The 23,045-nt window shown below is 65.4% G+C and carries 18 protein-coding genes; 10 read left to right on the plus strand and 8 right to left on the minus strand.

Annotated elements, in window-relative coordinates; all coding sequences use genetic code 11:
• Nucleotides 1–7: 7 nt before the first annotated feature.
• A complete protein-coding gene (locus ACIQCN_RS12615; protein WP_400611234.1) occupies nt 8–727 on the minus strand; it encodes a potassium channel family protein in 720 nt (239 codons plus the stop codon).
• A 305-nt stretch (nt 728–1,032) separates the two neighbouring features.
• Between ACIQCN_RS12615 and ACIQCN_RS12620 the strand changes: the two genes are divergently transcribed.
• The gene (locus ACIQCN_RS12620; protein WP_400611235.1) at nt 1,033–1,314 is read left to right on the plus strand and encodes a hypothetical protein; all 282 of its coding nucleotides are present in this window, start codon (nt 1,033–1,035) and stop codon (nt 1,312–1,314) included.
• 61 nt (nt 1,315–1,375) lie between these two features.
• On the opposite strand, the gene ACIQCN_RS12625 is transcribed toward ACIQCN_RS12620, so the two are convergent.
• Entirely contained in the window at nt 1,376–2,545 is a 1,170-nt protein-coding gene (locus ACIQCN_RS12625) for an acyl-CoA dehydrogenase family protein (RefSeq protein ID WP_400605090.1), read from the minus strand.
• A gap of 180 nt (nt 2,546–2,725) precedes the next feature.
• On the opposite strand from ACIQCN_RS12625, the gene ACIQCN_RS12630 reads away from it, so the two are divergent.
• Nucleotides 2,726–4,354, plus strand: a complete 1,629-nt coding sequence (locus ACIQCN_RS12630; RefSeq protein WP_400611236.1) for a phospholipase D family protein — start codon at nt 2,726–2,728, stop codon at nt 4,352–4,354.
• 43 nt (nt 4,355–4,397) lie between these two features.
• Here ACIQCN_RS12630 and ACIQCN_RS12635 read toward each other — a convergent pair whose 3' ends face one another.
• The 4 genes from ACIQCN_RS12635 to ACIQCN_RS12650 all read right to left on the minus strand — a co-directional run bounded on the left by ACIQCN_RS12635 (nt 4,398) and on the right by ACIQCN_RS12650 (nt 8,037).
• The gene (locus ACIQCN_RS12635) at nt 4,398–5,840 is read right to left on the minus strand and encodes a DUF222 domain-containing protein (RefSeq protein ID WP_400611237.1); all 1,443 of its coding nucleotides are present in this window, start codon (nt 5,838–5,840) and stop codon (nt 4,398–4,400) included.
• Nucleotides 5,841–6,009: 169 nt separating this feature from the next.
• Nucleotides 6,010–6,522, minus strand: coding sequence for an OsmC family protein (locus ACIQCN_RS12640; protein ID WP_400611238.1), 513 nt, complete (start codon nt 6,520–6,522; stop codon nt 6,010–6,012).
• 61 nt (nt 6,523–6,583) lie between these two features.
• Nucleotides 6,584–7,285 carry a cache domain-containing protein gene (locus tag ACIQCN_RS12645; protein ID WP_400605098.1) on the minus strand — a complete coding sequence of 234 codons (702 nt, stop codon included), beginning with the start codon at nt 7,283–7,285 and terminating at the stop codon, nt 6,584–6,586.
• Nucleotides 7,282–8,037, minus strand: coding sequence for a FadR/GntR family transcriptional regulator (locus ACIQCN_RS12650; RefSeq protein ID WP_400605100.1), 756 nt, complete (start codon nt 8,035–8,037; stop codon nt 7,282–7,284). The genes ACIQCN_RS12645 and ACIQCN_RS12650 overlap by 4 nt, the downstream gene beginning before the upstream one ends.
• 257 nt (nt 8,038–8,294) lie before the next feature.
• On the opposite strand from ACIQCN_RS12650, the gene ACIQCN_RS12655 reads away from it, so the two are divergent.
• The 8 genes from ACIQCN_RS12655 to ACIQCN_RS12690 all read left to right on the plus strand — a co-directional run bounded on the left by ACIQCN_RS12655 (nt 8,295) and on the right by ACIQCN_RS12690 (nt 17,698).
• Nucleotides 8,295–9,830, plus strand: a complete 1,536-nt coding sequence (locus ACIQCN_RS12655; protein ID WP_400605102.1) for an APC family permease — start codon at nt 8,295–8,297, stop codon at nt 9,828–9,830.
• A 19-nt stretch (nt 9,831–9,849) separates the two neighbouring features.
• Nucleotides 9,850–10,455, plus strand: a complete 606-nt coding sequence (locus ACIQCN_RS12660) for a dimethylamine monooxygenase subunit DmmA family protein (RefSeq protein WP_400605104.1) — start codon at nt 9,850–9,852, stop codon at nt 10,453–10,455.
• Nucleotides 10,452–11,423, plus strand: a complete 972-nt coding sequence (locus tag ACIQCN_RS12665; RefSeq protein ID WP_400605106.1) for a PDR/VanB family oxidoreductase — start codon at nt 10,452–10,454, stop codon at nt 11,421–11,423. The genes ACIQCN_RS12660 and ACIQCN_RS12665 overlap by 4 nt, the downstream gene beginning before the upstream one ends.
• A gap of 7 nt (nt 11,424–11,430) precedes the next feature.
• Nucleotides 11,431–12,525: a heme-dependent oxidative N-demethylase family protein gene (locus ACIQCN_RS12670; RefSeq protein ID WP_400605108.1), complete on the plus strand. Its 1,095-nt coding sequence runs from the start codon at nt 11,431–11,433 to the stop codon at nt 12,523–12,525.
• 310 nt (nt 12,526–12,835) lie between these two features.
• Nucleotides 12,836–13,183, plus strand: coding sequence for an HPP family protein (locus ACIQCN_RS12675; protein WP_400605110.1), 348 nt, complete (start codon nt 12,836–12,838; stop codon nt 13,181–13,183).
• A gap of 87 nt (nt 13,184–13,270) precedes the next feature.
• On the plus strand, nt 13,271–13,822 hold the full coding sequence (locus ACIQCN_RS12680) for a hypothetical protein (protein ID WP_400611239.1): 552 nt from the start codon (nt 13,271–13,273) through the stop codon (nt 13,820–13,822).
• Nucleotides 13,819–16,701, plus strand: coding sequence for an ATP-binding cassette domain-containing protein (locus ACIQCN_RS12685; RefSeq protein WP_400611240.1), 2,883 nt, complete (start codon nt 13,819–13,821; stop codon nt 16,699–16,701). The genes ACIQCN_RS12680 and ACIQCN_RS12685 overlap by 4 nt, the downstream gene beginning before the upstream one ends.
• Nucleotides 16,702–16,873: 172 nt before the next feature.
• Nucleotides 16,874–17,698: an alpha/beta fold hydrolase gene (locus ACIQCN_RS12690; RefSeq protein WP_400611249.1), complete on the plus strand. Its 825-nt coding sequence runs from the start codon at nt 16,874–16,876 to the stop codon at nt 17,696–17,698.
• Between the two features lie 16 nt (nt 17,699–17,714).
• Here ACIQCN_RS12690 and ACIQCN_RS12695 read toward each other — a convergent pair whose 3' ends face one another.
• On the minus strand, nt 17,715–18,947 hold the full coding sequence (locus ACIQCN_RS12695) for a saccharopine dehydrogenase family protein (protein ID WP_400611241.1): 1,233 nt from the start codon (nt 18,945–18,947) through the stop codon (nt 17,715–17,717).
• 29 nt (nt 18,948–18,976) lie between these two features.
• Complete coding sequence (gene metH, locus ACIQCN_RS12700) at nt 18,977–22,639, minus strand: methionine synthase (protein ID WP_400611242.1); 3,663 nt, start codon at nt 22,637–22,639, stop codon at nt 18,977–18,979.
• Nucleotides 22,640–23,045 lie beyond the last annotated feature (406 nt).

A 23,045-nucleotide genomic window follows, 5' to 3' on the forward strand; every position in this document is an offset into this window, starting at 1 on the left:
GGTTAACTCAGCGGTTGGGTTCGAGTCTGGTGGTAAGCCTTTCAACCTGCTCAGCCAGGTTGGCGACCTCCCTGCGGAGGGACTCCTCCGATTTCTCAGTTTCTCCGCTGACCTCCGTGGACACAGCCTCCACCAGCCAGGAAGCCATGGACGCCGTGATCACCCCCAGGACCGCTATGCCTCCTAGAAGAAGAGCCATGGCTACCGCCCTCCCGAGCGGCGTCACGGGGAAATGGTCGCCATATCCAACAGTGCTTATGGTGACGACAGCCCACCAGAGGGCATCACCAAAGTTATTGATGTTAGAGCCTTCGGCACCCTTCTCTGCGTCCAGGATGGCGACGGCGCCAACATAGGTTAGGAGGACTGCCGCGCCGAGGACGTACGTCAGTGCCCGGCCACGAAGGGACCGTCCCGCCGCACGGTGGAACACCTGCAGCAGGGTGACCAGGCGGAGCAGGCGCAAGGGGCGGAGAAACGGCAACACAAGGATCACGAGCTCGTGAAGATTGCGGACAAACCATCGTGAACGGTTCTTGGCGAGGATCAGGTTGGCCACATAGTCGACCCCGAAGATGGCCCACGCCGCCCACACGATTATTTCAAGTACCTGATCTTCCCGGGAGGGCAGGTCCGCGATGACCTGGACAGAATAGGCGGCCACGAAGATAACCGCGACGGCGAGGAGCGGCCATTCCGTGTATCTGCGCCAGAGGATTTGGGTCATGGTCTATTTCCCTCTCGGAGGCAATATAAGAAAATCGCTGCGAAGACAATTACCAGGAATTCCACAGGCGCTCCAGAGTTTTCAGCATGCTTAATGACGGCCCGACAGCTACCACGCCGAGCTCGGAAGCGATGAAACGCCCCTGCGTTTAGCGTTGCGGCGAGAGTATAGTGCGGGGCATGTCTTCCAGATTGTCAAGATTGGTAATTCTCGGATTCACTGTGGCTTTTCTCGGGGCAGCGGGCTGTGCCGCCGAACCTACCCCTCTCCGGCTCCTTACATCGGATAGACCCGAAAAAAGCGGGATGGAAGCGCTGCTCCGGGGAACGCTGGCGGCTGACGAAAGCGGCTGCGTCCACGCGGCGACGGCGGGAGACGCGGTGAGTCTCGTGTGGCCCCTCGGGTACACGGTTAAAGGGAATGCAAAGTCTTTCGAAGTGCTCGACGCCGAGCAGAACGTTGTGGCACGTTCGGGCGCTCCCCTGAATATCGGCGGGGGCGGTGCTGGCAAAGTCCCGGACAACTGGGCCGAACGCGACTGCGCCAAGGACAGGCTGTGGTTAATCGGTGACGTTTCCGAACAATGATGATCAGCATTGTTCCCAAAGCCGCTGCCCGCTCCAGGAACGGCCAGGTCCCACGTCGCCCTTACCGGAAGGCCGACTGGCCTGTGATGTGGTTGCCCAGGATCAGCGTGTGGACTTCGTCGGTACCCTCGTAGGTCCGCACCGATTCGAGGTTGTTCGCGTGCCGCAGCGGGGAGTGGTCCAGCGTGATGCCGTTGCCGCCCAGGATGGTCCGTGCCTCCCTGCAGATGGCGATGGCTTCGCGGCAGTTGTTCAGCTTGCCCACCGAGATCTGGACCGGTTCCAGCGTGCCGGCGTCCTTCAGCCTGCCGGTGTGAATGGCAAGCAGTGTGCCTTTTTGGATCTCCAGGAGCATGTTGACAAGCTTTTCCTGGGTCAGCTGATACGCGGCGAGCGGCTTATCAAACTGCATCCGCCCCAACGAGTACCTGAGCGCTTCCTCATAGCTGTCCCGGGCGGCACCCATGGCACCCCAGATGATCCCGTAGCGTGCCTCATTCAGGCAGGAGAACGGTCCCCTGAGGCCCTTAGCGCCAGGCAGCACGGCCGAAGCGGGCAGCCGGACGTCTTCCAGGCTGATGTCGCACTGGATGGAGGCCCGCATGGACAGCTTGGGCTCGATGGGGGTGGCCGTGAAGCCTGCCGTGTCCGTGGGCACCAGGAAGCCCCGGACGCCGTCTTCGGCGGCGGCCCAGATGACGGCAACGTGCGCGATGGAGGCCAGGCCGATCCACCGTTTGACCCCGTTCAGGACCCACCCGCCGCCGTCCCTGACGGCGGTGGTCTGCATCGCGGAAGGGTCCGACCCAGCGGTTGGCTCCGTCAGCCCGAAGCAGCCGATGATCTCGCCCTGGGCCATGCCCGGCAGATAGGCGTTCTTCTGCTCTTCCGATCCCCACTTGTGGATGGCACTCATCGCGAGCGAGCCCTGGACGGAGACGAAGGTGCGCAGCCCCGAATCCCCGGCCTCTAGCTCCATGGCGGCGATACCGTATTCGACGGCGGAGCGGCCCGGGCAGCCGTAGCCCTTGAGGTGCATGCCAAGCAGGCCGAGGGCACCCATTTCGCGGGCGATCTCCACCGGAAAGTGCGCGTCCTCGTACCATTTCCTGATGTTCGGCCGGATCCGTGCGTCCACGAATCCGCGGACCTTGGCGCGCAGCTGCAGTTCCTCCTCGCTTAGCAGCCCGTCCAGGTTGAGCACGTCCGAGTGGTCCGGAATGGATGTCATGGGATTCCTCCGTGGGAAGCGGTGGCTGTGAATTTTTCACGAAGCTTGTATTCCTGAATCTTGCCATTCCTGCAGCCCGGAAAGGTCGGGTCGGTTTCCGGGTGACATTGGCCGCCGCAGTCGTAGGCTACTGAGTAGGCCGGACACCCACCGGTCTCGGGTCCCGAAGGGAACGGCAAAGTGGACAGTACAGCCGGTTACTGGTTCTTAAGTGGCGCTGAGCGGGAACATTCGGCCACGGGCGTACACGCCGGCCCTGCCGAAACGCCGGCGTGGTCGGAGGGCAACCTGGTGCGGCCCCTGATCCACGGCGCCGCCTATTTCGCGCGCCTCCACGAGGAGCTCTCGGCTCTTCAAGCGGGTGATCGCGTTTGGTTCACCGACTGGCGTGGCGACGGCGACGAGCGGCTGACGCCCGACGGTCCGGCGATCGGGGAACTGCTGGCGCGATTGGCCCGGACGGGCGTGGAAATCCGCGGCCTGATCTGGCGATCCCACGGCGAGCGCGTGTCTGCCCCCATGAGCAACCGCTCCAATGAGCTCCTCAGCCGCCAGATAAACGACGCCGGCGGGGAGGTGTTGCTGGACCAGCGCGTGCGCGTCTTCGGTTGCCACCACCAGAAACTGTTCGTCATCCGCAGGCAGAATGACGCTTCCCGGGACGTCGCGTTCGTGGGCGGCATCGACCTTTCCCACAGCCGCCGGGACGACGCCGATCACATGGGCGATCCGCAGGCGGTGGACATGGACCGGCGGTACGGGAAGCGACCGCCCTGGCACGACGCCGCCGTCGAACTTCGAGGCCCGGTTGTGGCAGATGTGCTGGAACTGTTCGCCGAACGATGGAACGACCCCCATCCCCTGGACCGGCGCACCCCGTACCGGATGCTGTTGCAGCGCCTGGCCGACATGCCCCGGCACCCCCAGCCTCTTCCGGACACCGCACCGCCGCCGCCACCCGCCGGGCCCCACGCCGTGCAACTGTTGCGCACGTACGGCGTGAAACACCCCCCGTTCCCGTTTGCCCCGGGCGGCGAGCGCAGCGTGGCCCAGGCCTACACGAAAGCCTTCTCCCTGGCCCGTTCGCTGATCTACATCGAGGACCAGTACCTGTGGTCCACCGAGGTTGCTGCTGGAATCGCAGGGGCCCTCGAACAGAACCCCGGGTTGAACGTCATCGCTGTGGTGCCCCGCTACCCGGACTCCGACGGTCCGCTCGGAGGGCCGCCCAAGCGGCTGGGGCAACTGCATGCCATCGAGACGATTCGTCGCGCCGCGCCCGACCGGTTCGGCGTGTTCAACCTCGAAAACAAGGCAGGAACGCCGATCTATATCCACGCCAAGATCTGCATCATCGACGACACGTGGTTCACGTGCGGGTCGGACAACTTCAATCGCCGGTCCTGGACCACGGACAGCGAGCTGACGTGCGCCGTCATCGACACCAGCGCCGAAGCCACTCCGGGCGGCGGCTCCGGCTCCAATAGTTCCCGTTCCCCTGCCGACGGGTCCCTGGCCCACGCTGTCCGGCGCCAGCTCTGGGCCGAACACCTGGGCCTTGACGAAGATGACCCCCGGTTCGAGAATCCGTCGGACGGTCTCGCCCTGTGGAATGCCGCCGCCGATGCCCTGGACGAATGGCACGATACCGATACCGGCAGCCGGTCGCCCCGACCCAAGGGCCATGCGCGCCGCCACACCACAGAACCCGTAACGCGCCTTCAACGCTTGTGGGCGGGTCCGGCAAACCGCTTCTTCGTGGATCCGGACGGCCGCCCGCGCAAATTGCGCGGCACCACCAAGTTCTAGCCTGCACGTCAGGCGCCAGGCAGCCAAGCAATCTCACGCAGTCTCACGCAGCGAGGCGCGTCAGGATGACTTGTTCCAGTGGACTTACGGGAACGGGCAGGCACCCCGGCGGCAGGAGTGGAGGCTCCCGGTCCGGATGCTCGGCCGGATAGTGCCGTCCGGTGGGTGAAATCCAGCCCGGCGGTTCATCCTTCGTTGCCTGCGTTGGTCTCCAGGGTCTCTGGTGTTTCAGCCGGTGGTGCTTCGGGCAGGCCTGTCCCAGGTTGCCGATTCCGGTGGTCCCGCCGTGCTGCCAAGCGGTGAGGTGGTCCGCCTCATTGTCGAGGGTCTGGTTGCTGCAGCCCGGGAATGTGCATCTGCCATCCCGCAGCTTCAGCCACCGTTTGAGTGTTTCCGGGAGCCGGTAGCTGGTTCGCCCGATTTCGAGCGGTGCCCCGTCGTGGGGGTCCACCAGGACCCGATAGAACGAGGTGGAGCCGTCGGCAACCAGCCTGCGAGCGATCGACGGCGGGACCGGGCCAAGTCCGTCGACCTCGGCGGGCTCATCGGTCAGGCCAAGGAGTGAGAAGACCGGAACGGTGACCAGCACGTCAGCCTTGGGAGCGGGCACGTCTCCCGGGTTCTCGCTTGCACTGCCCAACAGCAGTCCAGCCGCGATGTCGGCACGCAGCTGCGCGAGGTTGCGGGGTTGGTCAGGGCCCTGGAGACCACGGGACAGAGCAGTTGTCCTGTTCCAGATGGCACAAGCGGTATCACCCGGCAGGTACAACGAGAGCCAGGCCATGCCGTCCCGGTCCGGAGCATACTCCATCCGCCGGTCCAGCGAGCCCTTCGCGCGGCGCAACTCCAGGGACTCGGGGTGGTGGCGTTCGCGCCACGCCCGGACCTTCCGCCGGAACCGGGCCGGCACCAGATCTCCGGGAGCGCCGCCCCGGGTCGCGTTAGGCTCCTCCGGATCGAAGAAGTGGGCCTGCAGGGCAGCAACCGCTGATGGGGTGAGCCCGGTGGTTTCGTCTACCATGATCCGGGCGTGCTGCCAGCCAATCGCGCCGTTTTGCAGCGCGTCAAGAGTATCGGGCAACGACGTTGTCAGCGCATGGGCTTCGCCGAGCAGAGCCGCTGCTGCGCGTTCGCCGATCGTCAGCACGCACGCGGTTTCAGCCACCAGGCTCATCTCCTGCGCCGACGCCTCATAGGCTGTGGACGGCGGTCCGGCCAGCGCAGCTGCCGCATCCGCGTAGGCAGCCACCAGTCGGACCTTCGCCGCGGCCGTCACCGCCTCGATCCGCGCCAGCACTGCCAATCCCTCCAGGCATGCCTCCGAAAAGTCATGCAACGGATCTGCATCCGGCATGACGTCAGGTCCATCAAGGCAAACCACCGGCGAAACAACACCGGCAAGCTCATCGACCAGGCGGCCAACGGAGGCAACGGCAGCTGCCATCGCGGCCCTGCTTCCTGCCTCAACAACCGCGCCGGATCTCATAACCACAGCATCGCAGGGGGGTCTGACATTTAATGGCGGCAAACCCCGTCAGGGCTGAACGACTCGTTCTCCCTCAGGCGGGGCGATCGGAACGGCCGGAGATGACTGTCCGAGGCTCACGCCCAGCCGACACTTGCGCCGGCACCCGCAGCTTCGGCCCAGACCTTGCCTAACCGATCCGGAGGTCCAACTCCACGGGGACTGCCCGGCGGACAGCATCATCGACGGGGCAATGCTTCAGGCCCCACTCGACAACCTCCCGGACGGCAGCCTCATCGGCGGCAGGTCCCACCCGGACTGCCACTCGGATACTGGCCGGGCCGGCGCTGACGCCTTCGGAGACGCCGAGAATGCCCCGGTCGTCGGACTCACTGTCCACGTCGACCTGGAGTCCGGGCAGTTCCACGCCCTGCTCAGCAGCGCGCATGGCCATAAGGGTGGCGGCGCAGGAGGCATAGGCAGCACGGAAGAGCCATCCGGGCGAAGGTGCCGAACCGGTTCCGCCCACGCCGGCGACCATATCTGTCTCCAGGGAGAAGCCATCCATGCCAGTAACGCGTACCCGGAGGCCCTCCACCACAACGGCGGAGGCGACGGAGTCGCGGTAGCGGGCCTCATCGGTATGGGCGCCCAGATATTCCCTGGCCGACTTGATTGCCTCGGCAATTCGCCAGTTGCTCATCGGTCTCCTCCGATTGGGTCTTTGTGCCGCTGGCGCTCGTTCGTCTCGTGCTCCCGCTCGCCTAGCGGGAACCCAGCAGCGAGAGCCCGAGATGCGGTGCTTCAATTGGGAGCAACTGTTTGTTGCCGGGGATACTGCGGATTCTCTCACCGACCAAATAGGCGCCGGAATTTCCCACGATGACGCGGCGGCTTTCGTTTAGCAATGCAGCATCTCCCGGAATGGCCCGCAAGACAGGCATGAAGATGGCTTCAAGCTGGCGAATCCGTATGTCGCAGCCAGCCACCCCAACAAAGCGCCCGCCCACGTGTACAGGTGCGGTGTGCGTCAGGATGTACTCGTCCAAGCCTAGGTAGTCGACGTAAGGACCCCAGAGTGAATGCTCCCCTGTCCGGCTGGCCGACGTGAAAAAGGGCATGTTCTGATAGTCGTAGAAGCGTTCACCCCCAGGCGTGAGATCAAATTCCAACTTCTCAATGCCCTGCTCCTTCCTGGTCCACCACTCAAGGAAGCCGTCGCGGTTTTCAATCGCGTCGGCCGAGAAGATAACCCCTGCGCCAACGACGAAACTGTGACCTTCCAGGAATTCCGTCGCTATTTTTTCCAAGTGCGCTACGTCCCTGGGAGCGATTTCGAGAGGCATCCGCCGATCGTGCCAAATCGACGACACCTGCACCGCGCAGTTGTGAACATCAAGGCTGAGGGTGTTCATCCATGCTGCAATTTCCTTGGCGGCTTCAACCGCACCGGTGTAAGTTGTCATGCGCGCTCCTGCCTCGGGTATCCCAGCGACAACTTCGCATCCACCAGATGGTGGACGTCATGTCGGATATGCGCCAACACCAATTGTTGAGCGTTCTCAGGCGCATCGCTCGCGATGGCGCGGGCCAGTGCGAGATGCTCAGCCGCCACTTGCTCCGGGTCGCGGACCATGGACACGGCCGACCAAAGCGCCTGCACCGTTTCGGCCTGTAGCCGAATCTCAGCGTTCATGAGCCTGGGCGACTGAGCCAACACTGCCAGTTCAATATGGAATCTGCTGTCCGCACGGGCGCGCAACTCCGGCTTGTCCGTCATAACAACGGCCCGTGCAAGATCCAGGAGCCGGTTCGCCTCGTGGGGTTCTGCCCGCTCGCACGCAAGTCTTACGGTCGCTGCGGCAATCGCAGCATGTTCGTCGCCAACGTCCCGGATCTCGGCGATGGATGTGTCCCGGAACCAGCTCCTGATGACATCAGCCGATGTGAACGGCTGCTTGACGATGAAGGTTCCTCCGCTGCGCCCTCTGCGAGTGGCCACGATCCCTTGATTGCGAAGATCGGACAGCGCTTCCCGGAGGGTGGAGGGCGCGACGCCGAACATTTCTGACAGTGCCATCTCAGGGGGCAGCCGTTCACCAACTTTGAGGAGTCCCAGTGAGATCGCTTTGGAGATCCGGTTGACGATGGCTTCCGACCGCTCCGTTTCCGGCAGCGACCGGTACACCTGAGCTTGAAATGCGGTTGTAGATGCCAACACGACTCCATCGGAATAGGGACCTCGGCAGCACCGCCAGGGACCTGGCCTTCCCAGCGGATTTGCTCTGTGTGCAGTCTACTGCAGCTCAATAAAAACCACGGAAACCATGACATTAGTCGGAGCCTCAGTACGTTGAACCCCCTAAAACAAGCGGATAAGCATCCGGCTATTGCGCTTCTAAAGATATGAAACTAGGGTTTTTAGCACGTGGTCTCGCTCACAGGTAGGTGCGCGACCGAACCGAAGGAGTCTAAATGCGTGTAGAGGTGCCCGAATCTGCCGGGGAGGCTGGCGTCGACGAAGACGCCAGGCACTTGGCCAGCCTTGGCTACTCGTACGACCGGCAGTTCAAGCGGGAGATGACGTTCTGGGGAAACGTGTCCCTGGGCTTCACGTACCTGTCGCCGGTCGTGGCTATCTATTCACTCTTCGCACTGTCCCTCAGCGTCGCGGGGCCGCCGATGTTCTGGTCTTTGGTGATTGTGGGGGTCGGGCAGCTTCTCGTTGCGACCGTATTCGGCGAAGTGGTCGCAGCATACCCGGTGGCCGGCGGCGTCTATCCTTGGTCACGCAGGCTGTGGGGCCGCAAATGGGGCTGGATGAGCGGCTGGGTTTACCTCGTGGCGCTACTCACCACCATCGCGAGCGTCGCCTATGGCGCCGGACCTTTCCTGAGCACTCTCATCGGCGTGGAAAGCACCGTCGACGCCACTGTCATTTCCGGCCTCGTAGTCATCGCCCTGGCCACCATCCTTAATCTCGGCGGTACCAAGGTGCTGAACGCCGTGGCAATGATCGGTCTCCTGGCGGAACTCGGCGGTGCCCTGGTCGTCGGTACTTGGCTGCTCGTTACAGCCCGACAGCATGATCTCAGCGTCCTCTTTAACGCGTTCGGTGCCGGGGAAGGCAGTAACTATTTCGTGGCCTTTGCTGCTGCCGGCCTGATTGGCATCTTCCAGTACTACGGATTTGAAGCCTGCGGCGACGTCGCCGAAGAAGTCCCCAACCCTGGCCGGACCATCCCCAAGGCGATGCGGATGACCATCTACATTGGCGGGTTCGCGGCCATGTTCGTGTGCCTGTCCCTGATCCTGGCTGTTCCCGACTTCACCGCCGTAATATCCGGCGCGGACGCCGACCCCGTCGGAAACATCCTGGTCTCAGCCTTCGGCCCGGTTGGCTTCAAGGCAGTACTCGCCGTCGTCCTTGTCTCGTTCCTTTCATGCGTGCTGAGCCTGCAGGCAGCCACCTCCCGGCTTGCCTATTCAATGGCCCGGGACGGAATTCTTCCGGCCAGCACGCTTCTGAGCACCTTCAGCGAGTCCCGCCGCGTACCGCCGTATGCCTTGCTTCTGGCGGGCCTGGTCCCGGCACTGATCGTCATCGGATCGAAGGTTTCCAGCGATGCCCTGACGGTCATCATCTCCTTTGCTGCCATGGGCATGTACATGGGCTTTCAGATGGTGGTCCTTGCCTCGCTCAGGGCGCGTCTCCTCGGATGGAAGCCGAACGGGGCCTTCCAGCTTGGCGCCTGGGGCATCCCGGTCAACATCGCCGCGCTCATCTGGGGCGTGCTTGGAATGGTCAACATGGCTTGGCCGAGGACACCGGAGGACGGCTGGTTCGCCAACTATGTCGTCCTGATTTCCGCCGTCACCGTCGTCGCCATCGGCCTTGCCTACATGGCCTGGAAGAAGCCGCACCTCAAGGGTGACGCTCCGGCTGCAGACGCCGTTCCTGGCACCGAATCCACGCCCGCACTGGCGTCCGCCACCCGACGGCCTTTTTAGTGCGACAGGTAGCAGACCCATGTTAATCACCGGAATAAAGAGCCGGCCCGTGTATGACGAGCTGGCGCCAATGGCAAGCGGACTCCACCACATCGCTGCCGCCCAGGGCAGTGGCGGCAAGCCCTTGATTCGCCTTCTGGAAGCCATGACTCCAGGTCAGCTGGCCACCACGACTGTCCTGTACTCCACGGAATCATTCACAGGGCAGAACTATCTGGCCGATATCCAACAGTTCAAGGTATGCGATCTCATCGTGTATTCGAGCAACGCCGATGCCGTCCGCGCACTCGATGGCAAGCTCGCGACAGCACAGATGGGCACCCGCCTGTATGTTTCGGGTTCGGAGGGGTTCATCGGGACCTCAATGCAGGTTGCCACCGCTTACGGCATGAACCGGGACGAAGTGCTGCGCGAGCACGCGGGTTCCTTTGTCAGGCGCGTGTGGTGCGCGCACTGTGGGCATTACTCGGAGAATGTCACCCGCAGGGTCTTCAGATGTCCAGGCTGTGAACGCAGCCTGGTCGTCCGCGACCACTACTCGGGGCGTCTCGCCGCGTTCCAGGGAGTCAAAGCCGACGGCGAAGTCCCCGGCGAACTGCCGGATGATGAGGAGCTGGACACATGAGCGGCGCACACCACGGAGCCCTGCAACTCAAGGTCAAGCGTATTGAGGAGCTCACGCCGGAAATCAACAGGTACACCTTCTGCGCTGCCGACGGGTCCTGGCTGCCGCCCTTCTCCGGCGGCAGCCACATCACGATCCTCATCCCAACCGATGGGGAGACCAAACGGAACGCATATTCGCTGATGAGTTCGCCGTATGACACCAGCGAGTACCAGATAGCTGTCCGCAGGGTCGACGAGGGTAAACGCGGCTCCCTGTCCATGCACAGGAACGTCCGTGAGGGGGACGTGTTGCTTGCTTCCATTCCGGCGAACCTTTTCCCGGTCTCCAAGCACGCCAGGCACCACCTCTTTATCGCCGGCGGCGTAGGCATAACCCCAATCTATGCGCAGCTTGATGAACTAAGCCTTAAGGGAGGCGAGTTCGAACTCCATCTGGCGGTCCGGGGGCCGGAACATGCGGCCCTGGGACATGAGCTAAAGGAACGGTACGGCCAGAGGGTTGCCCTCTACGGCGATGACGGCCGGTCCCGGCTGAACGCCATGGACATACTGGCGGGACGCCCCCTTGGTACGCATGCGTATGTTTGCGGGCCAGCAGGCATGGTCGACGACGTCATCGAGGCGGCCCATGTCCTCGGGTGGACCGACTCGAACATCCACTTCGAAAGGTTCGAGGACCTCGGCTCAACCGGTGATCCGTTCACCGTCACCCTGGCCCGTTCGGGGGCCGTGATCAAGGTGTCCCCCGAGCAGTCGCTCCTGGAAGCGGCAGAAGAAGCCGGCCATAAGCTGCCCTATCTGTGCCGTGGAGGCGCATGCGGCGAGTGTGAAACCGAGGTTCTGGAACTGGAAGGCACCATCGACCACCGGGACGACTGGCTGTCCGAATCGGAACGCGCCACAAACAAGCTCATCATGCCGTGCGTTTCCCGCGCTACCTGTTCAAAACTCATCATCAACGCTTAGGACCACCATGACCGCAATTTCCGAGTCAGCTCAATTCAAAACGGATGAGACGTACACGCCGGACGGGGAGTACCGGTTTCATAACTCCCGCGAGGCCGTCCGCCGCCTCCCCTTCCCGTTCCCGGATGACAACTACATGTACTCCATGAACCTGGAACCGCACGTACCGGCAGGCGACGGAGCGCTGAGGGCCGCATTCGATATCGATGAACACTACGTTTCCGAATGCGCCCACCGCGCCCAAATGCTGAAGGACATGCCAGGCGTCCATTACCTGGCGCTGCCCCACATGCTGGAAGCACAATGGGACCTGCTTGAGCTGATCTTCGAGTCGTACGCCAGGGATTTCCCCGAACACTTCACACTCACCAAGAACGGGAATGAATGGCGGTGGCAGAACCGGCTCCTTGGCATCGATGATTCGTTCACTTTCGGCGATCCCGCCACCTTGCCGATGGAGCCGATGGAGTACGCCACGCGGCAGGCGCAGGGAGAGTTCGTGGTGCTCGAAGAGCGGGACAACACCCTCGTCATCGGCGCGGGCATGACTACCCAGCGGGCCGACTACTCACTGCAGTTCAACCTCGGCATGAGCTTCTTCGAATTCCACGGACCCGTTCCGAAGCTTCATGAGACGGGCATCCTGGACAGGGCCCTTAAGTTCCTGCTCCGAATGAAACCAGGCCATCCTGTAAGGCGCGTCAATTGGTCCCTCACGGTTCATCCGCGCCTTGAAACCTCAGTAGAAACGCTTCCGGAATGGGCGCCGGACCGCGCCACTGTCACCGCTGACAACGCGGGCGAAAAGGTGTACCTGCGCATCGAACTGCAGCCCCTGCACCGGCTTCCCCGTTCAAACGCCATAGTCTTCCCCGTCCGCACTTATCTGGTCAGCCTCGCTGAACTTGTGCAGCACGCTCCGGATTGGGCAAAACGCATGCACCGTGCCCTGGCCTCCCTGGACTCCGAACTCGTCGATTACAAGGGCTTCCACCGCTACCACGCTGCTGCGGTCGAGTGGCTGGCAAGGCATGACGACGGCGCGCCCCTCGCGACCGGCTACCCCTGGGCCCCGGAAGGTATCCAGCCCGGCGTCGAATAGCCCAACAAGGGCGAAGCAAGGCAGGAGCACCAGCCGCACCAGGTTCAGCGCCGCGGCTGGTGATCCGTCCTTGCCTGTTCAGGGCACGCTAGCCCATCCGTTGCCGGATTCCGGAGGAAAACCTATGTCCGTTACCCTTCCTGCCCGGCCGGCCACTGGTCCTACAAAGCACCCATCACGGTGGTCGTCACAGGCTCCTGACCGGCCTCCTGCGGCGAACGTAGTTGCAGCAACCGTTACCAGCCTCGTCGCGCTGGCCTGCCTCGTGTTGCTCGGTAATGTGTCGGGCCACCTCCTGCTAATCCCACCGATGGCTGCCTCGATGGCGCTCGTGGCCGCGGCACCCCAATTGCCCCTCGCCCAGCCCAGGAGCGTCATCGGGGGCCAGGTAGTTTCCGCCCTGATCGGTGTCGGGACGGGACTGGCCAGCCACTCCATCTGGGCTGCCGCGATTGCAGGTGGCTTGGCCGTCGGCGTGACAATGTGGCTGAAGATGCCGCACTCACCCGCAGCCGCCACGGCAGTAATAGGCACCATGCTGACAACAGGACAGGTCTCGTTTGTGGTCTGCACCAGCGTCGCCGCATGCGTGCTCGTCGGATTCGGCATTCTCAGCGCGCGCCTCCGCGGAGCCAGCTATCCCCTCTATTGGCTCTAGGTACCGGCGAACCGCCCCCGGCGGGAGGCGACGTCACACAACGCCACGCCATCCCGCTGAGCACCGGCAAAGTCCTACCCTTGACAGGTGACTTTGACTAAGATCCGTACCGCCGCCGTGAGCTCCCTCGCCGCCGCCGGCCTCCTGTTGTCCCTCGCTGCCTGCTCCGCCCCGGCAACCAGCCAATCGCCGTCGTCCGCACCCGCCGCCGCAGAATCCGCCACCGCTTCGGGGCCGTGCGAGGGCGTGCAGGTCATCGTCGATTCCGGCTCGCTGGAGCAGGAGGCCGCGGATACCTCCGCCTGCATCGCCGTGGAAGGCCCGACGGCGGCCGCCAAGGTCCTCGAGGAAGCCAACGTTAAGACGGTGGGCACCGAGGCGTACCCCAACGAACTGGTATGCCGCGTGAACGGCGTGCCTGCCGCCGACTTCGACATCAAGCACAAGGGCGGCACGTACCGCGAAGAGTGCCAGAAGATGCCGGCCGCCTTCGCCTACTGGGCCCTCTGGGTCAAGGCGACCCCCGACGCCGAATGGGCCTACGCCCAGGAGGGACTCGCCACCCTGAAGGTCAGCCCGGGGCAGAGCCTGGGGCTGCTCTTCACGGTCGACGGCGAGCCGGCCGCGCCCAAGGCATGACCTTCCGACCCGCGCCGTTACGCGCGGCGGCGGCCCTCGCCGTCGTCTTCGTCGCGGCCCGGGTAATCTACCGCGTCCTGTTCAACGGGGCGGGGGCCGGCGCCCCGCTGCTGCTCGACCTGCCGCCGGTTCGGCTGCCCGCCCCTTACGCCCACGTGGTCCTTTTCGGCCCGGTGACGGGTCAGGGCCTGTGGGACGCGGCCTTGTCCGCCGTGCCGATCGCCGGGATCATCTTCGCTTTCGGCGTCGTCAATGCGTTCGTGGACATCTCCCGCGGCTTCCTCTTCCTGGCCCGCGGCGGCCCCCTGCAGGGCATGGGCCGGATGCTGGTGGTGGCGTGGGCGGCGCTTCCGGCCCTGGCCGACGCCGTGACCTCCGTGCGCCTGGCCTTCCGGCTGCGGGGCGAACGCTTCGGGCCGCGCGCGCTGGTGCCCGTGCTCGAGCGCACACTCGAGCACGCCAGCCGCGTTGCCGCCGCCCTGGAGCTGCGCGGCTTCGGCAGCCGGGCAGCGCACCGGCCATCAGCGCACACTCCCTCAGCGCCCCGGCCCGTGGACGACGGCGGCGGCCCGCTTCTGGTGCGCGACGCCCGGTTCCGCATCGGCGACGCACAAATACAGGTCGCCGCCTTCCAGCCCGCGGGCGGGTCCGTCACCGTCATCACCGGGCCTACCGGCTCGGGCAAGTCCACCCTCCTCCGGGGTATCGCCGGGCTCCTCCCGCACGTAGACGGCGGTCAGGTCTCTGGCACGGTGCGCGTCGGCGGACTGGACCGCGCTGATACCCCGCCCCGCGACACCGCGGGCGTGATCGGCGTCGTGCTGCAAAATCCCCGCGCCGCCTTCGCCAGCACCCGGGTGCGCGACGAGATCTCCCTCGCCCTTGAGCTGCGCGGAGTTGCGGCCGCCGATGCCAATGCCCGCGTCCTGGAGGTCGCGGAAAGCATGGGGGTCTCCGCCCTGCTGGACCGGAACCTGGGCACCCTTTCCGCGGGTGAGGCGACGCTCGTGGCCATCGCCGCCGCCGTCGTCGAACACCCTGCCCTGCTCCTGGTGGATGAGCCGCTCGCCGATCTCGATACCGCCGCCCGCGCCCGCGTCACCGCCGTGCTGCACTCCCTGGCGCGTGACGCGGGTGTCTGCGTGATCGTGGCGGAGCACCGCGCGGAGCCGCTCGTGCCCGTCGCGGACTCCTGGTGGGCCGTCGACGGCGGCGCGCTGGTGCCAAGTGTCGCGCCTGTGCTGGCGGCGCCGTCGCTCCGGGCCGCTGTCCCGCCGCCGGCACAGCCAGCTGATTCCCCCGTGCTGGTTGCCGCGAACCTCGCAGTGCACCGCAAGGGCGAGCCGCTCGTGCGCGATGCGTCCCTGACGCTGCACCGCGGCGAAATCGCCGCCCTGGTGGGCCCGAACGGCGCCGGCAAGTCGTCGCTGCTGGTGGCGCTCGCGCTCCAGGACGGCAAGGCGGGCAGCGGTATCAGCGGGAACATATCGTCCGACGGCGGCCGGGTCGCCCTGGTGCCGGACGCCTCCGACGACCTCTTCACCAGGGAAACGGTCGCCGGAGAGCTGCGCGCGGTTGAGCGGCGCCTTGCGCGCCGAAAGAACGGCGGACGGGCCGCGGCCGGCCTTGCGGCGTCACACCTCGCGCGGCTGCGCGGCGACGTCACGATCCCCATCGGGCACGAGCATCCCCGGGACCTCTCTGCAGGAGAGCGGAGAATCCTTGCGATCGCGCTGCAGACCATGGACAGCCCGCCGGTGCTGCTGATCGACGAGCCCACCCGGGGGCTCGATCCCGCGGCGCGCACGGCAGTCGCGGCGGCATTGCGGAATGCCGCGGACGCCGGGGCCGCGGTCCTGATCGCCACCCACGACCACGATTTCGCGCACAGCCTCGGCGCGCGGATCCTCCTGATGCGCGACGGCGTCGCACCCGCAGCCCCGCAGGAAAAAGGTGACGGTACTGCAGCCGCGGCGCAACAACCCGCGGCACAGGCCATCGCCCTGCCCCGGTTCGACCCCCAGCCGTCAGACACCCCGCCGCCCGCTAACCCGCGCCGGATCCGGATGCCGCGCGGCGCCGAACTCATCATTCTCGCGGCGGCGAACCTCGTTGCCCTCGGCGCCTTCTGCTGGCCCCTGCTCGCAACGGCCCTGCCACAGGATGCGGCAGCAGCGGTTCCTTACGCGGCGCTGGCCATCGCGCCGCTTGCCGTCGTCGCCGTCGTGGTGTCCCTCGACGGTTCGGTTCGCTCGGCACATACGGTGGCGCTGCTCGGTGTGCTGGCTGCGGTGGGGACTGCCGTGCGGGTGGCGAGCACCGGCGTCGGGGGTGTGGAGGCGGTATTCATCCTGCTGATCCTGGCGGGCCGGGCGTTCGGTCCCCGCTTCGGCATGCTGCTCGGCGCGGCCACGATCGCCGTGTCGAGCGCGCTGTGGGGCGGGATCGGGCCGTGGACCCCGTTCCAGATCTTTGCGTGTGCGTGGGTGGGCGCGGGCGCGGGCCTGCTCCCCCGGCGGGTGCGCGGGCGGGCGGAGCTGTGGATGCTGTGCGGCTACGGTGCTGTGGCGTCTTACCTCTTTGGGCTGCTGACCAACCTCTGGTTCTGGCCGTTCGCGGTGGGAGCCGGCACGGGCATTTCTTATGTGCCTGGCGCGCCGCTGGAGACCAACCTGGCCAGCTTCCTGCTGTACTCGCTGGTGACGTCGACGGCGGGCTGGGATACGGTGCGTGCGGTGACCACGATCGTCGGGATCATCCTGGTGGGACGGGCGGTGCTGGCCGCGTTCCGCCGGGTGAAGCCGGTGTCAGGTGCGGGCGGGCACGTTGCGCGGGATTCCTCCGCCCAGGCCCGGGACCGGCTTCACCTCGGGGTCTGAGGACACCGGACAGCCGACATCATGGTCCTGCCGGGGAGTCGCGTAAGCCCCGTCGCATGTGCTGGCTGAATTGATCTCGCCTTGAAGGTCATAGTGCGAGGGATCCTAGGATTCGCTATTTCCTGTGGATAGTCTGGGACAGGACGCCACCCTACGGAGGGTCAGTGAGAACGTGATCGAAGCAGCTGCCGCCGTAATCGGCCGGAACAATGTCACCATCTCGGGCCGGGATGACGGGCCCGTGATGATGTTTGCCCACGGTTTTGGCTGCGATCAGGCTATGTGGCGGAAGCTGCTGCCCTATTTCGCTGATACTTACCGGCTGGTGCTTTTTGACCATGTTGGTGCAGGACACTCCGACATCAGCGCCTATGACTGGGAGAAGTACGGGTCCCTGAATGGTTACGCTGCGGACCTGCTGGAGGTCTGCGACGCCCTTGAACTTGAGGACGTCATCCTGGTGGGCCACAGCGTCAGCACGATGATCGGCGTGATCGCCGCAGTGCAGGATCCCAACCGTTTCTCCAGCCTGATCCTGCTCGCTCCTTCGCCCCGCCATACGGATGACCCATACGACGGCTACGTGGGCGGCTTTTCGCGGGAAGACATCGAGGGCCTGCTGGCATCCCTGGACAGCGACTACTTTGCCTGGGCCGCGGCCTTGGCCCCCATGGTCATGGGCAACCCGCAGGAGCCTGAATTAGCGGAGGACCTGCGTGCCAGCTTCTGCCGGACAAATCCAACCATCGCGCGGCACTTCGCCGGCGTAACCTTTTTCTCCGACACCCGCCCTGAACTGAAAAAATTGCGCACCAGCTGCCTGATTCTGCAGTGCTCCGACGATCGGCTTGCCCCGCCGGAAGTGGGCGCCTACCTGCACAAAAATCTGGAACAGAGCACGCTGGTGCAGCTCCGGGCGACCGGGCACTGCCCCCACGTCGGCGCCCCGGAGGAGACGGCCCAGGCGATTCTGCACTACCTTGACTCCCGCTCGTGACGGACGCCATTGTCGTTCACGCGAGTTTGGTTACTTGGTAGGTGTGCCCGGCCGCACGGAGTCGCTCTATGAGCACATTGCCCAGGGCAGTGGCCGGTGTCAGCGACCCTTTGGCGGTCGGCAGCCGGTCACCGTCGAGGGCAAGAGCGAGTGCAGTCTCCCCTGCCATTACGGCGGTGGCGGCATAGCCGGGATCACCGGGGCCGGCGGCAATCGCCTGGTAACGCTGGCCGTTCCCGGTGCAGGCGGTCACTTGGGAGTGGAACCAGCCCGCGCGCTGCGTGCTGATGCTCGGACCCGTACCCGGTGCCGGAAGACAGCGGTCGAGCACCCGCCGGGTGGGCGGGAACGCCATCGCGCCCGTGAATGCCCGGAGCCCGAGTGCCATCGCCCCGGCGATGACCGCTCCTGCCGGTCCGGGGGCCGTCCCCATCACCGCGCCGTACTGAAGGGAACGGCCATAGGCCCAGCCCTGCAATGCGTTGCTGCGGCGCACTATCCGGGTGTTGAACGGGGCCATGACGAAAGGCGCGGTCCAGGTGCCGTCAGCGGAACGGCGCACCGGACCGGCGTCAGGAGGCTGTGGTGTCGTCGGCTCCCGGGTGCGGTCGGGGCTCAGGGCGTAGGGGTCTGCGGCTAATGACCTCAGGGCAGTGCTCGATCGCATCGCGTCGAGCTGCCCGCGCATCGATTCGAGCGTGCCTCCGCTCAGGCCGCCTTTGGCCTTAGCAACGAGTTGGACCTCGGCTAAGCCTCCAGCGCCATCGGCCTCCGCCGCCTGGTGAAGCAGCAGTACGGCGAGGTCGGACGGGACGGAGTCGTAGCCGCAGGAGTGCACGATCCTGGCCCCGCTCGTCTTGGCCAGAACGTCGTAGCGGTCGATCGCCTCCCGGATAAAGGACACCTCGCCGGCGAGGTCGGCGTAGTGGGTACCGGCCCGTGCGCAGGCCTCGACGACGGGCAGACCGTGTTTCGCGTACGGGCCGACGGTGGTGAAGAGCACGCGGGTGTTCGCGCCCAGGGCGGCGATTGAGTCCGCGTCCTCCGAGTCGGCTTCGATGAGGGCCCACCCGTGCGCCGCGGCCGGCAACTGCGACCGAACCGCCTCGAGTCTGGACCTGGACCGGCCCGCGAGTCCGACCCGCAGCCCGGCCGGTGCGTGCTCGGCGAGATAGGCGGCGGTCAGTCTGCCAACGAAACCCGTCGCTCCGAAGAGAACGAGGTCATGTTCCCGAGGTGAATTGTCCATCACTGCAGCCTTTCACAGCGGCATTGCACTCACACCTTGAAGTACTTCGCCTCCGGGTGGTGGAACACGAACGCGTCGGTGGACTGCTCGGGGTGCAGCATCAGCTCATCGCTGAGGATCACGCCCATCCGCTCCGGCTTCAGCAGCTCCGTCACCTTGCGGCGGTCCTCCATGTCCGGGCACGCGGGATAGCCCAGGGAGAATCGTGCACCGCGGTAGTCGAGCTTGAAATACCCTGCCGTGTCCTTGGGTTCCTCGGCGGCGAAGCCCAGTTCCTTGCGGATGCGGGCGTGCCAGAACTCGGCCAGCGCCTCGGTGAGCTGCATGACCAGGCCGTTGAGCTCGTAGTAGTCGCGGTACTGGTTGGCCGCGAACATCTTGGACGTGAACTCGTCGATCTTCGAGCCCGCGGTGACCAGCTGCACGGGCAGCACGTCGATCTGGCCGGACTCGCGGGACTTCACGAAGTCGGCGAGGCACAGGTGCCGGTCGCGGCGCTGGCGCGGGAAGTCGAAGCGCAGCCGGTCGGTGCCGATCGGGCTGCCGGAACCGCCGTCTGGGGCGAGCAGGCCCGCGGTGCCCAGGACGCCGTCGCGGTCCTCGCCGTGGTGCAGGACCACCACCTGTTCCCCTTCGGAAACGACGGGGAAGTAGCCGTAGGCGACGGAGGCGTCGAGCATGCCCTCGGCGAGGATGCGGTCCAGCCAGTAGCGCAGGCGCGGCCGGCCCTCGCGTTCCACCAGTTCCTCGTAGGAGGCACCGTCCTCGCCGCGGCCGGGCTTGAGGCCCCACTGGCCCATGAAGGTGGCGCGCTCGTCAAGGAACGCGGCGAAGTCGTGGAGCGCGACGCCGCGCACAATGCGGGTGCCCCAGAATGGCGGCGCGGGCACCGGGTTGTCGGCGGCGACGTCGGACCGGCCGGGCATTGCCTCCGCCTCGGTCACCGTGAACTTCGCGCCGCCCTTGTGGATGCGCTTCTTCAGCGGCGGCAGGCCGACGTCGTCCGGGGATTCGCCACGGGCCACGCGCACCAGCGGTTCCATAAGGGCCAGGCCCTCGAAGGCGTCCTTGGCGTACCGGACCACGCCGTCAAACTGCTCCGCCAGGTCCTGCTCCACGTAGGCGCGGGTCAGGGCGGCGCCGCCCAGGATCACCGGCCACTTCTTGGCCATGCCGCGGGACTGCAGCTCGGCGAGGTTTTCCTTCATCACCACGGTGGACTTCACCAGCAGCCCGGACATGCCGATCACGTCCGCGTTGTGTTCCTCGGCCGCGGCGATGATCTCGGCGATGCCCTGCTTGATGCCGATGTTGACTACTTTGTAGCCGTTGTTGGTGAGGATGATGTCCACAAGGTTCTTGCCGATATCGTGCACGTCGCCGCGCACGGTGGCGATCACCATGGTGCCCTTGCCGGAGGAGTCGGACTTCTCCATGTGCGGCTCGAGCAGGGCGACGGCGTTCTTCATCACTTCGGCGGACTGCAGCACGAACGGCAGCTGCATTTCGCCGGCGCCGAAGCGTTCCCCCACCACTTTCATGCCCTCGAGCAGGTGGTCGTTGATGATGCCGAGCGGTGTCAGCCCCTCGCTGCGGGCCAGGTCCAGGTCCTCCTCGAGGCCCTTGCCTTCGCCGTCGATGATGCGCCGTTCCAGGCGGGCGCCCGTGGGCAGCGCCGCGAGTTCGGCGGCGCGCTGGTCCTTGAGGGCAGCGGTGTCGACGCCGGCGAACATGTCGAGCATGATGGCGAGGGGATCGTAGGTGGTGTTGCCGTCGGCGTCGTATTCGCGGCGGTCCCAGACCAGGTCCAGGGCCACCTTGCGCTGGTCCTCCGGGATCGACGCGAGCGGAACGATCTTGGCGGCGTCGATGATGCCGCTGGTCAGGCCCGCTTCGGTGGCCTCGTGGAGGAAGACGGAGTTCAGGACGATACGCGCGGCCGGGTTCAGGCCGAAGGAGACGTTGGAGACGCCGAGGGTGGTGTTGATGCCGGGGTACTTGGCGGTGATCTGGCGGATGGCCTCGATGGTTTCGATGCCGTCCCGGCGGGTTTCTTCCTGGCCGGTGGCGACGGGGAAGGTCAGGGCGTCCACGATGATGTCCTCGACGCGCATGCCCCATTCGCCCACCAGGGCGTCGACGAGGCGGGAGGCGATGGCCACCTTGCCCTCGGTGGTGCGGGCCTGGCCCTGTTCGTCGATGGTCAGGGCGATGACGGCGGTGCCGTGTTCCTTGACCAGCGGCATGATGCGGGCAAAGCGGCTGTTGGGTCCGTCGCCGTCCTCGTAGTTGACGGAGTTGACCACCGGGCGGCCGCCGATGAGTTCCAGGCCGGCCTGCAGGACGGGAGGTTCGGTGGAGTCGATGACGAGCGGGAGGGTGGAGGCCGACGCGAAACGCGAGACGATCTCCTTGACGTCCGCGACGCCGTCGCGGCCCACGTAGTCCACACAGACGTCCAGCAGGTGCGCGCCGACGCGGATCTGCTCGCGGGCGATGTCCACGCAGTCGTCCCAGCGTTCTTCGAGCATGGCCTGGCGGAACGCCTTGGAGCCGTTGGCGTTGGTGCGTTCACCGATGGCCAGGTAGGCGGACTCCTGGTCGAAGTTCACGTGCTGGTAGAGGGAGGCGATGCCGGCTTCGCGCTCGGTGGGGACACGGGCAGGGGCGGGCTTGCCGCCGTTGGAGGTCCCGCCGTCGTCCGCGGTTTTGCGGGTGCGGAAGGGTGCAAGGCGTTCGACGACGGCGGCCAGGTGCTCCGGCGTCGTACCGCAGCAGCCGCCCACCAAGCCGAGGCCGAATTCGCGGACGAACTGCTCGTGCGCAGTGGCGAGTTCGGTGGGTGAGAGCGGGTAGTGCGCGCCGTTGGCGCCGAGGACGGGCAGGCCGGCGTTGGGCATGCAGGCGATGGCGACGGAGGACTGCTTGGACAGGTGGCGGAGGTGCTCGCTCATCTCGTCCGGGCCGGTGGCACAGTTCAGGCCGATGGCGTCGACGCCGAGCGGCTCCAGCGCGGTGAGCGCGGCGCCGATCTCGGAGCCCATGAGCATGGTGCCGGTGGTCTCGACCGTTACTTCGACGAAGATGGGGAGGCGGATTCGCTTGGAGACGATGGCCTGCTTGCAGCCGTTGACTGCGGCCTTGGTCTGCAGGAGGTCCTGGCTGGTTTCGATGAGGAAGGCGTCCGCGCCGCCGTCGATGAGGCCCTCGGCCTGCAGTGCGAAGGTCTGCTTGAGGTAGTCGTAGCTGGTGTGGCCGAGGCTGGGGAGCTTGGTGCCCGGTCCCATGGAGCCGAGGACCCAGCGCATGCGGCCGTCTGTTGCTTCAGCGGCTTCGGCGCGTTCGCGGGCGATCTTGGCGCCCTTGAGGGCGAGCTCGGCGATGCGGTCGTCGATGCCGTAGTCGGAGAGGTTGGACCAGTTCGCGCCGAAGGTGTTGGTTTCCACGGCGTCGATGCCGGTGGCGAAGTAGGCATCGTGGATGTCCGCGATGACGTCCGGGCGGGTGTCGTTGAGGATCTCGTTGCAGCCCTCCAGTCCCTGGAAGTCTGTTTCGAGGGTGAGGTCCCGGCCCTGCAGCATGGTGCCCATGGCGCCGTCGGCAATAACCACGCTGTGGTTCACGGCGTCCAGGAGTTCCTGCGCACGGGCAGGGCGGGGCACGGATTCGATATCGAGGGCAAAACGAGGCATCTAAACAGGTTACGTGTGGGGGCTCGAACGTTGCGCTGTGTGTCCGTGTACTACGACGGGGGTGGGCGCGAGGTCCTGCGCTCAAAACCTGTCTCTGGCGATCAAACCCCCGAGGAATATCGAATGGTCTCATGTAAGGCGTAATTTGAGAAAAGGTCAAAAGTGCAATCTTGACGATCGAGGGTTTGATCGATTTTGCCTTACTCTTACATTTGGATTGACTGGAAGTCGCACTTTTTGATGTCGTATATGAGCGTGGCCACGCATTGTCGGCTAGTTGCCGCTCTTGTCCGTTTGGTGCTTGCCTTTAGCGGCTCTTCGGAATCAAGGGTGTAGCGAGGGTCTGAAACCTCCGGCCTCGAGCAGGCTCCTGGCTGTGTAGTTCGCGAGGTTGCGGAAGCCGAGC

It is taken from the genome of Pseudarthrobacter sp. NPDC092424 (assembly GCF_044754925.1).
Taxonomy (GTDB): Bacteria; Actinomycetota; Actinomycetes; order Actinomycetales; family Micrococcaceae; genus Arthrobacter.